The organism is Lacticaseibacillus suibinensis, from assembly GCF_003946175.1.
Taxonomy (GTDB): domain Bacteria; phylum Bacillota; class Bacilli; order Lactobacillales; family Lactobacillaceae; genus Lacticaseibacillus; species Lacticaseibacillus suibinensis.
This window is the reverse complement of sequence record NZ_RHOK01000024.1, coordinates 16,786-29,302: the sequence shown is the minus strand read 5'-3', so window position 1 is coordinate 29,302 and position 12,517 is coordinate 16,786. Positions and strand designations below refer to the sequence as shown.

General features: G+C 51.0%; 15 protein-coding genes. 10 read left to right on the top strand and 5 right to left on the bottom strand.

Annotation, left to right across the window (positions count from 1 at the left end; translation table 11 throughout):
• Positions 1–32: 32 nt before the first annotated feature.
• Both EKM90_RS12890 and EKM90_RS10855 read right to left on the bottom strand, forming a co-directional pair.
• The gene (locus EKM90_RS12890; protein ID WP_164507956.1) at positions 33–209 is read right to left on the bottom strand and encodes a hypothetical protein; all 177 of its coding nucleotides are present in this window, start codon (positions 207–209) and stop codon (positions 33–35) included.
• Positions 206–433 carry a helix-turn-helix transcriptional regulator gene (locus EKM90_RS10855; RefSeq protein ID WP_125582543.1) on the bottom strand — a complete coding sequence of 76 codons (228 nt, stop codon included), beginning with the start codon at positions 431–433 and terminating at the stop codon, positions 206–208. Before EKM90_RS10855 ends, EKM90_RS12890 begins: the two co-directional genes overlap by 4 nt.
• Before the next feature lie 139 nt (positions 434–572).
• On the opposite strand from EKM90_RS10855, the gene EKM90_RS10850 reads away from it, so the two are divergent.
• The 6 genes from EKM90_RS10850 (at position 573) to EKM90_RS10825 (ending at position 4,111) form a co-directional block, all read left to right on the top strand.
• The gene (locus EKM90_RS10850) at positions 573–962 is read left to right on the top strand and encodes a helix-turn-helix domain-containing protein (RefSeq protein ID WP_125582540.1); all 390 of its coding nucleotides are present in this window, start codon (positions 573–575) and stop codon (positions 960–962) included.
• A complete protein-coding gene (locus tag EKM90_RS10845) occupies positions 952–1,353 on the top strand; it encodes an ImmA/IrrE family metallo-endopeptidase (protein ID WP_164507955.1) in 402 nt (133 codons plus the stop codon). The genes EKM90_RS10850 and EKM90_RS10845 overlap by 11 nt, the downstream gene beginning before the upstream one ends.
• Positions 1,354–1,406: 53 nt before the next feature.
• The gene (locus EKM90_RS10840) at positions 1,407–2,024 is read left to right on the top strand and encodes a DUF5067 domain-containing protein (protein WP_125582536.1); all 618 of its coding nucleotides are present in this window, start codon (positions 1,407–1,409) and stop codon (positions 2,022–2,024) included.
• Between the two features lie 37 nt (positions 2,025–2,061).
• A complete protein-coding gene (locus tag EKM90_RS10835) occupies positions 2,062–2,469 on the top strand; it encodes a hypothetical protein (RefSeq protein WP_125582534.1) in 408 nt (135 codons plus the stop codon).
• The gene (locus EKM90_RS10830; RefSeq protein WP_125582532.1) at positions 2,453–2,761 is read left to right on the top strand and encodes a hypothetical protein; all 309 of its coding nucleotides are present in this window, start codon (positions 2,453–2,455) and stop codon (positions 2,759–2,761) included. The genes EKM90_RS10835 and EKM90_RS10830 overlap by 17 nt, the downstream gene beginning before the upstream one ends.
• A gap of 99 nt (positions 2,762–2,860) precedes the next feature.
• Entirely contained in the window at positions 2,861–4,111 is a 1,251-nt protein-coding gene (locus EKM90_RS10825; protein WP_125582530.1) for a tyrosine-type recombinase/integrase, read from the top strand.
• 110 nt (positions 4,112–4,221) lie between these two features.
• Here EKM90_RS10825 and EKM90_RS10820 read toward each other — a convergent pair whose 3' ends face one another.
• The 3 genes from EKM90_RS10820 to EKM90_RS10810 all read right to left on the bottom strand — a co-directional run bounded on the left by EKM90_RS10820 (position 4,222) and on the right by EKM90_RS10810 (position 7,488).
• Positions 4,222–5,562, bottom strand: a complete 1,341-nt coding sequence (locus EKM90_RS10820; RefSeq protein WP_125582528.1) for a glucose-6-phosphate isomerase — start codon at positions 5,560–5,562, stop codon at positions 4,222–4,224.
• Positions 5,563–5,675: 113 nt separating this feature from the next.
• Positions 5,676–6,524 carry a GRP family sugar transporter gene (locus tag EKM90_RS10815; protein WP_125582526.1) on the bottom strand — a complete coding sequence of 283 codons (849 nt, stop codon included), beginning with the start codon at positions 6,522–6,524 and terminating at the stop codon, positions 5,676–5,678.
• Positions 6,525–6,876: 352 nt separating this feature from the next.
• A complete protein-coding gene (locus tag EKM90_RS10810; RefSeq protein ID WP_125582524.1) occupies positions 6,877–7,488 on the bottom strand; it encodes a VanZ family protein in 612 nt (203 codons plus the stop codon).
• A gap of 145 nt (positions 7,489–7,633) precedes the next feature.
• Here EKM90_RS10810 and EKM90_RS10805 point away from each other — a divergent pair, with 145 nt between their 5' ends.
• The 4 genes from EKM90_RS10805 to EKM90_RS10790 all read left to right on the top strand — a co-directional run bounded on the left by EKM90_RS10805 (position 7,634) and on the right by EKM90_RS10790 (position 12,266).
• Positions 7,634–9,913 (top strand): LTA synthase family protein, encoded by a 2,280-nt coding sequence (locus EKM90_RS10805; protein ID WP_125582522.1) that lies wholly within the window; start codon positions 7,634–7,636, stop codon positions 9,911–9,913.
• A gap of 118 nt (positions 9,914–10,031) precedes the next feature.
• Positions 10,032–10,793, top strand: a complete 762-nt coding sequence (locus EKM90_RS10800) for a hypothetical protein (protein ID WP_125582520.1) — start codon at positions 10,032–10,034, stop codon at positions 10,791–10,793.
• Positions 10,794–10,812: 19 nt separating this feature from the next.
• Positions 10,813–11,400 (top strand): hypothetical protein, encoded by a 588-nt coding sequence (locus EKM90_RS10795; protein ID WP_125582518.1) that lies wholly within the window; start codon positions 10,813–10,815, stop codon positions 11,398–11,400.
• Between the two features lie 143 nt (positions 11,401–11,543).
• Entirely contained in the window at positions 11,544–12,266 is a 723-nt protein-coding gene (locus EKM90_RS10790) for a LytR/AlgR family response regulator transcription factor (protein WP_125582517.1), read from the top strand.
• Positions 12,267–12,517 lie beyond the last annotated feature (251 nt).

The following is a 12,517-nucleotide window of genomic DNA, read 5'->3' as shown; positions in this document are numbered from 1 at the left end:
CCCTCATTGTCATAAGACGCTCGATGTGGAATTTAACTTAAAGTAGTTTGTCTCAGTTCAATTCCGATAGAGGTCAATTCATCTGCCAATGAGTTGGCCTTTTCGATTGCGGCTAAATATTGCTCCGCTAAGCGTTGAGCCTTTTGAACCTTGGACTTGTCCAAGGTTAAATAAATTGCATTTGCTACCGTTTTGTCTTCCTTGCTCATCGTGATGCCTCCTTTTGATGTGTCGTTTTGTTACCTTCATCTGCAAAAAAAATGGTCCAATCAATACTCATAGCGTTGCCAATTCGCTTTGCCACTGGCACGCTCGGACGGCGCACACCGTTCTCAATCATGTTGTAGGCCGGCCGTGTGATACCAGATAGCTCAGCAATCTCATCTTGAGTTTTGTTCATCGCGTCACGCCGCGCTTTCAACCAGTCGCGCATTTTATCACCCCTTTATGTATCATTTCGTTACGTCTATTATATTAAGTCACACTATGTTACATGTCAACGGTTTAAGTATCAAAACGTGACTTTATTTTTAGTAACGTGCTGTTACTATTGAGGTGCAGGAGGAAGCGGTATGTTACAAGACAGATTAAGAGAACTACGAACGCAAAAACACCTTACCCAGGAGCAAGTAGCCGATAAGCTTGGCATCACCCGTCCGGCATATACGGCCTATGAAGCTGGTAAGCGTCAGCCTGACTACTCATCACTGCGTCAGCTTGCTGATTTGTATGGCGTAACTACCGATTACCTGTTAGGCCAGAACGACACGCCAAAATGGGCAACAGAAAAAGACTCCCTCGACTTGAAGGAAGTCCTTGAAGGTAACGTACAGCCGTCATTCAACTTCGGCGGCGAGGACATCACTGATGATGATCGTGCCAAGCTCAATCTGGCCATCACCCAGATTTTCTGGAAGAAGCTGGCCAAGCAACGGAAAAAGGCGGAACGCGATGGAAAGTAAGATGATTGGATATATCGTTCACCGTTATGGCACCGCCGACCCTTTCCGCATCGCAGATGAGCTTGGTGTAGATCTACGCTGGGCAGACCTCGGTGCCAACGTCATGGGCAAGACGCAGTACATGCTTGGCCAACCAGTCGTCATGCTCAACGAATCCGTGCACGACAGCAACCAACGTTACTATGTGATGGCACATGAGCTTGGCCACGTCATCCTGCACGCAGATGTAGCGAGCTTCTACAAAATTACCAGCCACGGCGACGGTAAGGCCGAGTACGAAGCCGATCAGTTCGCCAGCGCGCTCATGGTGCGGCTGTATTGGGAAGAACACTCCGATCTGCCAGACTGCGTGAGCGATTTGACACATGAATATGGGGTACCGCTGGAGTAGTTATACGTCCAAATACTGACGACGGTAAAAGCTGACATTTGGGAGGAATTGAAATGAAGAAGCTGATTGCACTGGGCGTCACAATTGTGGCTGCCCTGTCGCTGGCTGCCTGTGGCTCAAGCTCTGGACAAAAGGATTCGTCGAGCAAGACCGAGAAGGCCAGCAAGGTTGATAGCAGCAAAGAGTCGAGTAAGAAAGCAGCAAGTTCCAGTAAGAAAGCCGATACCAAGACTATTCCGACCACACCTGACGAAGACTGGTTCTACAGTGCAGACCAAAACGTCTACTATGCTGGTAATGAGACCATGACCTTCACCAAGTCGGAGGTACGTGATGGCTATGACAACAGCAAGGTGTTAGTCGTGTACGTCACTATCCGCAACAACTCTAAAGAGGAAATGGATCCATCCAATTTCATGATGGTTATCACTGGGAAGCAAAAGACTGACACTTCAAACGTCGTGCTGGACCCGGGTACTCTTGACTCTGATGAGAATGGCAATGACCCACTCCAGACACTTGAGGATAACTTCAACAATTCTTTGCTTCCAGGCAAGACGGTCCAAGCCGTGATGCTATACAAGCTCATCAACAACAACCCAGTGCAGCTGACAATGACTGACTCGGATGGCATTAAAGATATTGGCACCCGTGAATATAGCGTTAAATAATTTGCACACGATTATATAGTATGAGGGAGGTGCTCACTTGACAGTTTCGAATAAAATTAGCACTTTTTTCTTTACGCATAGTGCAACTTCAAAAGATGCAATTCAGAAATTTCAGATTGAGCAAGAACCTCCGATGTCCGGAAAAGTTTATCTGTTTGTTTCGTTCTTCAATTTGAATTTTGATAGTGAACTCTCCGTAAAGTGTACCATTCATACTCCAGATAAGGTTTACGCCCAAAATGAGCCCTTGTCTCTGAATGGATTTATAGAAAATGATCAGACCATGCACCTAAACATGTCACTAATCTTCGACACTCCTGGCGATATATCCGCCACCCTGACTCTTTTTAGTCTTGATGGCGATAAACACCGTGAAGTCGACAACGCAACTACTTATGTTAAGTATATTGGCAAGGAGGGGCTAGAACATGCCGGAACCGATTAAAATAGATTTTTCGGCCGTAAAATCTAAGGCCTCGACAGCCACTATCAAAGTGAACGATAATGGTGGCGGAGGTGGTGACGGTATGGACCCACGATATGTAAGCCAAGAATCTTTTGATATGTATCAGAAACTCATGGATGAGCGTATGAAGCATATTGACGAGTCACTGGCCGATATGCGGTCTGACATTAAACAGATGCGCGGATGGCTAATCGGAGGAATTGGGATTGGTGTGCTCCTGGCAGTCATCACGATAGCCGTTGAGGTTTTCTTTCAGTCGATGAGCAGGTAGGTAAATGGTACAAGCCCCCTCGTGGGGCTTTTATTTCACGCATATACCGAACACCAGTTTGTAAAAATATTCCTAAAATTCCAGAAATAAGGTGAACAAATGGCCTCAATCAGCGGCTACAAACTAAAAAATGGACAGCAACGTTACCGCGTCCAGTTATACGCCGGAACCAACCCGGCCACGGGTAAGGCAAAAAACATGAAGCGCGATGGCTTTCGCTCATACGATGAAGCCAATGCCTGGGCGAAGGTTCAAGCGGGCGCGGCCATCAACAACCCGGCTCACTCCGGATATAGGCTCAACATGCGCATTGGAGACTGGCTCCACGACTGGATCACAACCTTCAAGGTGAACGTCAAAGAAGGCAGCATGATTGTCTATCGCTACAATGTCGAGCACTATCTCGTTCCAAAAATTGGGCACTACACTTTTGGTGAATACACCCCGACTGTCCACCAGCGCTTCATCATTGAGATGCTTGACCACGGTGGCAAGAACGGTGCACCGTTGTCCAGAAACACGGTGAACATTATCAATGGCACCTTGAGCAATGCGCTCCAGAAGGCCGTGAAGCTCGGCTATATCCCCAAGAACAATGCCGCCGGGGTGGAGTTTCCGCGTTCCGCCGGTACCGCCAAACGTAAACTGCACTACTGGACTCGCGAGCAAGCCAGCACCTTTTTGAATGCCGCCAAGGAAGAGAAAGAGCCGGTCTGGTATTTCTTCTTCTTGACCATTCTCGACCTCGGCCTCCGTAAGGGTGAGGCAATGGCGCTCCGCTGGGACGATGTCGACTTCACCGCCAACACGGTTGAGATCAACAAAACCCGCTTGTACAGAGCGGAGACTGGCGAGCATACCGGCGAGATCATACTCGATGACCCCAAGTTTCCGACATCAAACCGCACCATATACATGACCGACCGACTACGCGCCGCCCTCATCGACCTCAACCATGAGTGGTACCCGCAACCGACCATCGTGTCGCTTGATAATGAGGCAAGGGTGCAACCAAGTCATGACTTCATATTTCGTTTCGTCAACGGCCGCTTCCGGGGCAAGGTGCTTCGTGACCGTTCAACCAACGGCGCATTTGAGCGCATTCGCAAGCGTGTTGCCCTGCCGCGCATCGTCATCCACGACCTCCGCCACACTCTGGGTGTCTTTCTACGCGAGTCCGGCGTGCCGCTTGAAGACATCAGAGATGTTCTTGGCCACAAGGACGTTAGCACCACACTCATATATGCGGAGGTGACCCCGACCATCAAGCAACAGGCCACCGTCAAGCTGAATGATTTTTTGGCCGAGGGCAAAAAAAAGAACCCAAAACGGGTTCCAAAAATCAACTAACATTGACGCTCGTATCAACGATTTTGCCAACTGTTGGCCGTTGACGCTCATTTATGGGCGTCATTTTTTTGCGTTCTCAATCGGTTTCAAAATTGCTGTAACCCGCGTCATTACAGGCGTGCGTTCAGTTCCTTGGTCATATCCTCAAAGCCAGGCCGGCCAAGCAGGGCAAACATATTGTTTTTGTATGCTTCTACCCCTGGCTGGTTGAATGGGTTGATCCCGTTCAGGTAGCCAGAAATAGCAACGGCGGCTTCGAAGAAGTAGATCATGTAGCCCAAGGTGTAAGCATCTTGCTGAGGGATGTTGACGGTCATCACTGGCACGCCGCCATCGGTATGAGCAAGCACAACGCCTTCGTAGGCTTTACGGTTAACTTCGGACATCTTGCGGCCTTCAAGGTAAGTCAAGCCATCCAAAGAGCCCGGTTCTGCTGGGATTTCAACGTCGTGGTTTGGCTTTTCAACCCAAACAACGGTTTCCATCAGATTGCGGCGGCCTTCTTGGATGTATTGGCCCAAGGAGTGCAAGTCAGTGGTGAAGTTAGCACTTGATGGGTAAATCCCCTTTTGGTCCTTGCCTTCGGATTCACCCATGAGCTGCTTCCACCATTCGCTGAAGTATTGCAGCGTTGGTTCGTAGTTTTCCAGCAGTTCAGTCGTGTAACCCTTCCGGTACAAGATGTTGCGCAAAGCAGCGTACTGGTAGGCTTCGTTCTTGGTCAAATCAGCATCGCTGTATTCAGTGCGCGCGTCAGCGGCACCTTTCATCAACTGATCGATGTCGCCACCAGCGACGGCGATTGGCAGCAGACCAACGGCGGAAAGAACGGAGTAACGGCCACCCAAGTCATCAGGCACAACAAATTCTTCGTAGCCTTCAGCATCAGATTCGCTCTTCAGGGCACCCTTAGCACGGTCGGTTGTGGCATAGATGCGGGACTTAGCGCCATCTTTACCATACTTTTCAATCAACTTCGCCTTCAGCACGCGGAAAGCGATGGAAGGTTCGGTGGTGGTCCCAGACTTGGAAATGACGTTCAAGGAGAAGCTCCGATCGCCAATCATGTCAACCAGGTCGGCCAGGTAGGAACCAGAAATGGAGTTGCCAGCGAAGTAAACTTCTGGCAGCTTACGGCCTGGTTCGTAGTTACGGAAGGTGTGGGATAAGAAATCAACAGCCATCCGCGCCCCTAAGTAAGAGCCACCAATCCCAATGGCCACAAAGACCTCGGAATCGCCTTGGATCTTCTTAGCTGCGGCCTTGATGCGGGCGAATTCGTCCTTATCGTAGTCAACGGGCAGGTCAAGGAAGCCGCGGAAGTCGTTGCCAGCACCGGTACCTTCGCGCAACTCCTTGTCGGCGGCGGTGACCATTGCTTGCATCTCGCCGAGTTCGTTGTCATGAACGAACTTGGTGAGCTTAGATGAATCAAATGAAATATGAGCCATGTGAATTCTTTCCTCCTATTGATTGCATTTCAACAAACTCAACTTTAATGGTCTAGGTTGCAAAATGCAAGGTAGGCCCTTTGAAAAAAACAAGTCTTAAGCAAGTAACGGCGCTACTTCATCAAGCCCAGCACGACGCCGCCAGCGATGATCAAAACCGAGCCGCAGGTGATCCAAACCATTTCCTTTTGGGTCTTGCGTTCGCCTAACAGGAAGATGGAGCCAAAGGTGGAAATCACAATGCCCATTTGGGAAAGCGAGTAAGAAATCGCCAGCCCGACCTGGGCCATCGACACCAGCATAAAGACATTGCCGAGGCCCCAGACCAAACCGGTGATGACATTTTTGCCGGTGGCCTTAGCGAAGGCTTGATGACCGATAGAAAACAGCAGCGCGCCAATCACCATGCCGACCGCTTGCGGTAGCACCACAGCAGAAGCACCAAGCGCTCCGGCTTTAACGATAATGGTATAGCCGGCATAGCCCACCGTCGAGATGATCAAGGCGCGCAAGCCGCCGCCAAAATTGACAATCCCTGGCTCGCCAGTTTTCTCCTTGCGCGAGGTCAAAATTGCCCCAGCAATCAGGAAGACTAGCGCCAACAGACCCAAAATGACCATCTTGCCCGTTTTCCATTCGGCAAACAGCAGCGCGCCAGCCAAGGTATTCGCCACCAGCTGCATCCCAGTGGACATCGGGACGGTCAAGGAGACACCGATGTATTTCATCGCTTGGAACTGTTGGGATTGGCCGACACTCCAGAACAGGCCGGACAAAATACCCAGCACCCAAACCTTCGTATCCAGCACAGGCTGCGTAAACAGATAGGTCCCGATCCCGAAAATCAAGGCGCCAAAGGTCATGCCTAAAGTTTGCTGATAGGCGTTACCGCCTAATTTACCGCTGATCAGCCCGATTGACCCCCACGCCAGCGCGGGAATCAACGCAATGATAATTGCCATGTGTATTTTCCTCTTTTCATTCCATTGAATTTTGCACAAGGCAAAATGTTAACAATATATTCTAGCGTGATTTCGTTTTCAAAACAAGCCTGCCGCTCATGGCTCAAGCCTATGGAACCGTTTACGGCTCGCAATATTGGACCGGACCAATTCACCGTAAAAACCGGCCACAGCCGCGTTATTTTACCCATACCACCAGCTATGAAAAATTAGTTTATTTTTCAAATATTTTACATTAGTGTAGACAATTTGCATTGGTGCTTTCAAATATCAAGCCAATTGGTTGTCGCTTTCAGAAAGCTGGTGCCGCGTGGTCCCATTAAAAAACCTGATTTAGCCAAGCTAAATCAGGTCAACGCTTGTGGCTACGTGGTGACAGCAGGCGCCACAAACCCAAGCCGAGGATGGTACCAATCGTATTAAAGATGACATCATCGATGTCTGCCACCCCAGAAGCGAGGACGAACTGCAGCGATTCAATGGCGAGCGATAACAACAAGCCCCAGCCGATCACGCGCCAAGCGGCAATTTTGGTCCGCCGCAGCGAAGGGAGGCCGAAGCCAAAGGGAATGAACCACAGCACATTGCCAAATGATTGATACCACAGATCAATCTGACTCCCGAGCCGCAACTTGAAGGTGTTCACCAGCGGCGTCCAGTTGATCGCACTCAGCGGCCGGTTCCAGTAGAAGTGAAGTTGCCAAGGATAGTACCACTGCCGGAACACCGTCAGCATCAGCAGTAAAATCACATAAGCACTGAATAAGATGACTTTCACTTCATGCCAAGCGTTAAACCGCCGATGAAACAATAGCTTGAGGCCTAAGCGCAGAAGCAAAAATAAGCCGAGGTAAAGGAGGGTTTTATCCAGGCTGTACATGATCAGGCGCACCAGCGGCCAATGATTGATGCGGCCTTCCAGTTGCGCTTGCACATAGCGATACATCGGACCCAGAAATAACATCCCCACCCCTCCTTTGCAAAGTCATTCACGTTGATTGTATCAATTGCTCGGCGGCGCTTTCAGCGGCCGATTATGGTTTAAATCATTCTTACGAAACCGATAGATGCCGGGTTTTGGTTTGCCCGGCGCTGCTCAGACAGGTACAATGATTGCGACTATCATTTCGAGGAGGATCGCCGTGAAACATTTCATCGAACGTTGCCGGACCACGCGGCTGGGCTTTTTGGCCATCCTACTCGGCCTGCTGTGGGTGAAGACCTTATTTGCTTACTATGTGGACTTTTCCCTCGGTGCGACCGGCTTTCTCCAACAATTACTGTTGATCATTAACCCACTGGGCGTCGGGGCGGCAGCGCTGTCGATTGCGTTGTACGTGCGCAAACCGCGGCGCGCTTATGCTGTCGGGTTGATCATTTACTTACTATTAAACCTACTGCTATTTGCTAATGTTTTATACTACCGTGAGTTCAGCGACTTTTTAACCATCAACACCATGCTGTCGGTGTCCAAGGTCTCGCAAGGCCTTGGAGCCAGTTCGCTGAATATGATGATTGGCCGCGATGTCCTTTACGGCCTAGATCTGATTTTGGCGGTTTTGGCTTATCTGGGTTACGGCATTCGCAATCTGTGGGCGTTCATTAACCATCAAGCGCTGCGCTGGCCGCATTTTGGCCTCAAACTTGATCACCAGCAGCCCGCCTACCACCTCCCGCAAGCTGTCAGCCTCGTGGCCGTGGCCTTTTTCGGCGTTACCATGGCGACCAGTGAGCTCAACCGGCCAAAGTTGCTTTCATTAACTTTCGACCATAATTACGTGGTCAAATATCTCGGCCTCGCCCCGTTCACGGTGTATGATGGCCTGCAAACGGCACGCAATAACCAAGTCCGGGCCAATGCCGACAGTGCCGATATGGACACGGTCCTTAACTACACCAAGAGTCACTACGCAGCGCCCAATCAGGCTTACTTTGGCACGGCCAAAGGCAAAAACATCATCATTATCCATTTGGAAAGTTTCCAGCAATTCTTGATTGGACAAAAAGTGAACGGCCAAGAAGTGACCCCGTTTTTGAACAGCCTGATCAAGGAAAAGGATACCTTGTCCTTCGACAATTTCTTCCACCAGGTTGGCATTGGTAAAACCTCGGATGCTGAGAATATGCTGGAAACGAGCACGTTTGGACTGTCCTCTGGCTCCCTCTTCTCATCGCTGGGTACCGATAACACCTTCCAAGGTGCGCCTTCCCTGCTTCAGCAGTACGCCGGCTACACGAGTGCGGTGTTCCACGGTGGTTCTGGTAATTTCTGGAATCGCAATAATGTCTACAAGAGTCTCGGCTATAACTATTTCTTTGATGGTAATTTTTATAACCACGAGGATGGTGCCGCAACGGCTTACGGCATCAAGGACAAATTGATGTTCGGCGAAACCATCAAATACCTGGAGCATCTCCAGCAGCCGTTTTACAGTAAAATCATCACCACCTCCAATCACTTCCCGTTCTTCATCACCGATCAAGACACGGACTTTCCTGATGCTGGCACGGATGACACTTACGTTAACGGTTATTTCCAAACGGCCCATTATCTTGATTCGGCGCTGGCGGAGTTCTTCGCTTACCTTAAATCTTCTGGCCTGGAGCAAAACTCCTTGGTTATGCTCTACGGTGATCACTACGGCATGTCAGATGACCGCAACCAAACCTTGGCTTCCATGCTCACGGCCACGGATAATCCGACGGTGGCCAAACTCACGAACAACGCGACCGCTTCGGACTGGGACAGCTTCGATGACGCTCAGCTTCAGCGCGTGCCGCTGATTTTTCACATGCCAGGCCTGAAAGGCGGCATCAATCACACATACGGCGGCGAAATCGATGTGCTCCCGACCTTACTTCATCTCGTGGGGGTCGATACGCAAAACTTTGTGCAGTTCGGGACGGACCTGCTTTCCTCCGGCCATGACACCACCGTGGCCTTCCGTAATCACGACTTCGTGACGCCGAAATACAGCTTGCTCAATGGCAAGGTCTATGACAATACCACCGGTGAGGTTGTGCAACCCGACGCTAAGCTGCAAACCAAGCTTACCACCCTGCAAAAAGGCGTCGATCAAGCGCTGGACTTGTCCGATGAATTGGCCAATAAGAACCTGCTCCGGTTTTATGTGCCAAAAGGCTACACGCCGGTCGATCCCGATCAGGCCAACTTCTCGCAAAGCCTCGCGCAAATGATGGCCGTCGAAAAGCAAGCCGGCAACAAGTCGACCTCGGTTTTCACCGAGCATCATGATGTTTCCACAGTGAGTGACTTTACGACTGACGCCGAGGAAGTCACCGCCAATCCCAATGTGCTCAGTGACTATCCCAAAAAAGTCGCCGCTCAAGTCAACGGCGAAGTGCAAACCGACACCAAAAAGAAGTAATAGAAGTAAGGCTGCGGATAATGACCGCAGCCTCTTTTAATGCAGTGGTTTTTCTCGCCGTATTCACACTTTGTTCAAACCTCGCCACTATACTGCTAGCATAAGGTAGGTGAACAACATGCGGTTCTTGGAACGAACGCTCAGCGCGATCGGGTATCATCGGCGCGCTTACGTGGGGGAATTCATTGGGGCCATGCTTTTTTGCATCCTCAGCATCATCCTGCTCACGAGTCAGTCCATCAGCCACATGTTGCGGCAGGAATTTCTTAATCGCCTCAGCCAGCTCGCGGGCCAAACCAACAGTGCCTCGACCACGGTGTTGACAGCCGTGAAAAATGGTTATCTGACCCTCAATCAGCAGTATCAGTTGGCTTGGTGGGGCTTAATCGGCGCAACCGTGCTACTGAGCTTTAGCTTTGCCTTATGGTTCAGCCGCCGCCGCGCCCAGGAAACTGAAGCTTACTTATTACTCGGTAAAAGCACTTGGGCGATTGGCAGCCAGTACCTGCTGGAAAGCCTGCTCATCTTCGTGCTCGCGTTTATGGCCACCAGCGTTTTAGGCCTTTTGGTCGGCAGTCTGGTGGGCGCCCACTTACTTGATCCCATCCGCACGGCGTTAGGCCGGGCTATCAGCAGCAAAGTCACCACCGGTAATTTGAAGCAGGCGGTGACCCATCTCTTTCAACACCAACTGACTGGTTTCAGTGGTGAAGGCCTGTTTGTCCCTGGCCCGCCGCCTGGTGGCCTCAACCAAGGCACCCAGTTGGCCGGCGGCTTCACGACTTTGCTGGCTGGCGGCTTAGCGCTGGCTGGCGGTCAGGCCTTGGCGCTGTGGGGTCAGCTTTGGCACCAGAAACGCCAGTTGGTTCACCATCAATAATCGTATCGGAGGCCTGTCTATGACGCTATTTCATCCGCAAGCAGCGGCTTTTCGCACGCAAGTTGAACAACTGTTTCACCCCGGCGTCATCAGCTTTATCTACACGCCAACCGAACAGCTCAAAACCCTTTCTTTAAGCTATACTCAAGCTTTCTTAGCGGCCGGCTGTGCCAAAGCGTTCGCCTTAATCGACCAGGAAGAAACTGGCATTGTGCCTTACCTCAGCGTGGAGGCCAATTTACTGATTAATGGCAAGGCCGCTTCGCTTAATCGCCTCGCCCCAGCCTTGCGCAACGACGCCGCGTTTCTGGCGCAATCGGCAACGCAACTCAACCCGGCGCAAAGTCTTTATGTCCAGTTCTTCCGGGGTCTACTCGGCGACCGGCAAGTGATTTTAATGAATGACTTTCCTGCCAGCATGGACATTCAAGAAATTCGGTTGTTTCTCAATACCGCCACGGCGGCGCTCCATCAAAGCCCGTCGCGGCTGGTGATTTTAACGGCAGACGAAAATCTGATCACCGCGCATCCGGACACCAGCTGGTCTGAGGCGCCGAGTCTTACGCCAACAATGGCTAAACGTGGCCAAGACATCATTCACCGCTGAAAGGCACAGTCCCAGAAATTCGAACCTTTTGAATTCCTGGGACTTTTTTGACGCCGCCATTTTTTGCCACCTGCCATTGACGGTCCCCCACCTCTAAGCGCATCCTTATTCTATAATGATCAAAACCTAAGGAGGTGGTCGCTATGCATATCGCCATTGTTGAAGACGACGCCGCTGCTTGTGCTCAAGCGGTCGCCCTACTCAAACAGTACGTCCAAACCCATGAACAAACCATCAGTTGGCTGACCTACCCCTCAGCCGAGGCGTTTCTATTTGCCCTGCCTGACCAAGCCTTTGATTTGCTACTGCTCGACATTCGGCTCGCTGGTCAAGATGGCGTGACCCTAGCCAAAACGATTCGGCAGCGCGATGCCAACATCGCCATCGCCTTCCTCAGTAATTATGAGCAATACGTGTTCGATGGCTACGACGTGGATGCGCTGGCCTACATCATGAAGCCGCTGACCCTCGCCAAACTCACTGGGCTTTTGACGAAGGCCATGGCCCGGGTGCAACCAGAAGCCCTGATGCTCAATCTTCATGGCACTCTTGAGCGGATTTACCTCTACGATATTCGCTACGTGGAAGCCAGCGGTCATTATCTGACCATCCACACGCAAACCGCTGACTTGACCCTCAAGGACACACTTGATCACCTGCAAACCCAATTGATTGGGACTAACTTCGTGCGCGTCCACCGGGCCTTCGTCGTCAATCTGAATTTCGTTAGCTCACTGGAGGCCACGGCCCTCACGCTGAATGATGGCACTGACATCCCTGTCGCGCGAAGTAAGCGCAGTGCCCTGAAGGATCAGCTGCTGCAGCATTACCGGACCCTTAACCAAGAGGAGCGACCACATTCATGATGAATTTACTGCCGACTTGGCTGGCGACTGCCATCGCAGTTTTCGTGCTGGTGCTGCTGGTCACGAATCCGCCTGACGGGGCCAAATTACCCTACCGATGGCTGCTGGTTCTGGTGGCCTGTCTGCCACTACTAACGTTGCCTTGGTTGACTGGCGACGCAATCAGTTTAATCCTCTTGGCTGTGATCAGCATTGTCCGCTGGCTAAGGGCAGAAACCCGGACGCGTGGTGGTTTCATCCCCGGTGTGCTG

What these genes read in the sequence shown, in the direction of transcription:
- EKM90_RS10840 (WP_125582536.1), top strand. Translation starts at nt 1,407, where the DNA reads ATGAAGAAGCTGATTGCACTGGGCGTCACAATTGTGGCTGCCCTGTCG.
- EKM90_RS10815 (WP_125582526.1), bottom strand. Translation starts at nt 6,524, where the DNA reads ATGGCAATTATCATTGCGTTGATTCCCGCGCTGGCGTGGGGGTCAATC.
- EKM90_RS10845 (WP_164507955.1), top strand. Translation starts at nt 952, where the DNA reads ATGGAAAGTAAGATGATTGGATATATCGTTCACCGTTATGGCACCGCC.
- EKM90_RS10795 (WP_125582518.1), top strand. Translation starts at nt 10,813, where the DNA reads ATGACGCTATTTCATCCGCAAGCAGCGGCTTTTCGCACGCAAGTTGAA.
- EKM90_RS10810 (WP_125582524.1), bottom strand. Translation starts at nt 7,488, where the DNA reads ATGTTATTTCTGGGTCCGATGTATCGCTATGTGCAAGCGCAACTGGAA.
- EKM90_RS10820 (WP_125582528.1), bottom strand. Translation starts at nt 5,562, where the DNA reads ATGGCTCATATTTCATTTGATTCATCTAAGCTCACCAAGTTCGTTCAT.
- EKM90_RS10855 (WP_125582543.1), bottom strand. Translation starts at nt 433, where the DNA reads ATGCGCGACTGGTTGAAAGCGCGGCGTGACGCGATGAACAAAACTCAA.
- EKM90_RS10830 (WP_125582532.1), top strand. Translation starts at nt 2,453, where the DNA reads ATGCCGGAACCGATTAAAATAGATTTTTCGGCCGTAAAATCTAAGGCC.
- EKM90_RS10825 (WP_125582530.1), top strand. Translation starts at nt 2,861, where the DNA reads ATGGCCTCAATCAGCGGCTACAAACTAAAAAATGGACAGCAACGTTAC.
- EKM90_RS10850 (WP_125582540.1), top strand. Translation starts at nt 573, where the DNA reads ATGTTACAAGACAGATTAAGAGAACTACGAACGCAAAAACACCTTACC.
- EKM90_RS12890 (WP_164507956.1), bottom strand. Translation starts at nt 209, where the DNA reads ATGAGCAAGGAAGACAAAACGGTAGCAAATGCAATTTATTTAACCTTG.
- EKM90_RS10790 (WP_125582517.1), top strand. Translation starts at nt 11,544, where the DNA reads ATGCATATCGCCATTGTTGAAGACGACGCCGCTGCTTGTGCTCAAGCG.
- EKM90_RS10800 (WP_125582520.1), top strand. Translation starts at nt 10,032, where the DNA reads ATGCGGTTCTTGGAACGAACGCTCAGCGCGATCGGGTATCATCGGCGC.
- EKM90_RS10805 (WP_125582522.1), top strand. Translation starts at nt 7,634, where the DNA reads ATGATTGCGACTATCATTTCGAGGAGGATCGCCGTGAAACATTTCATC.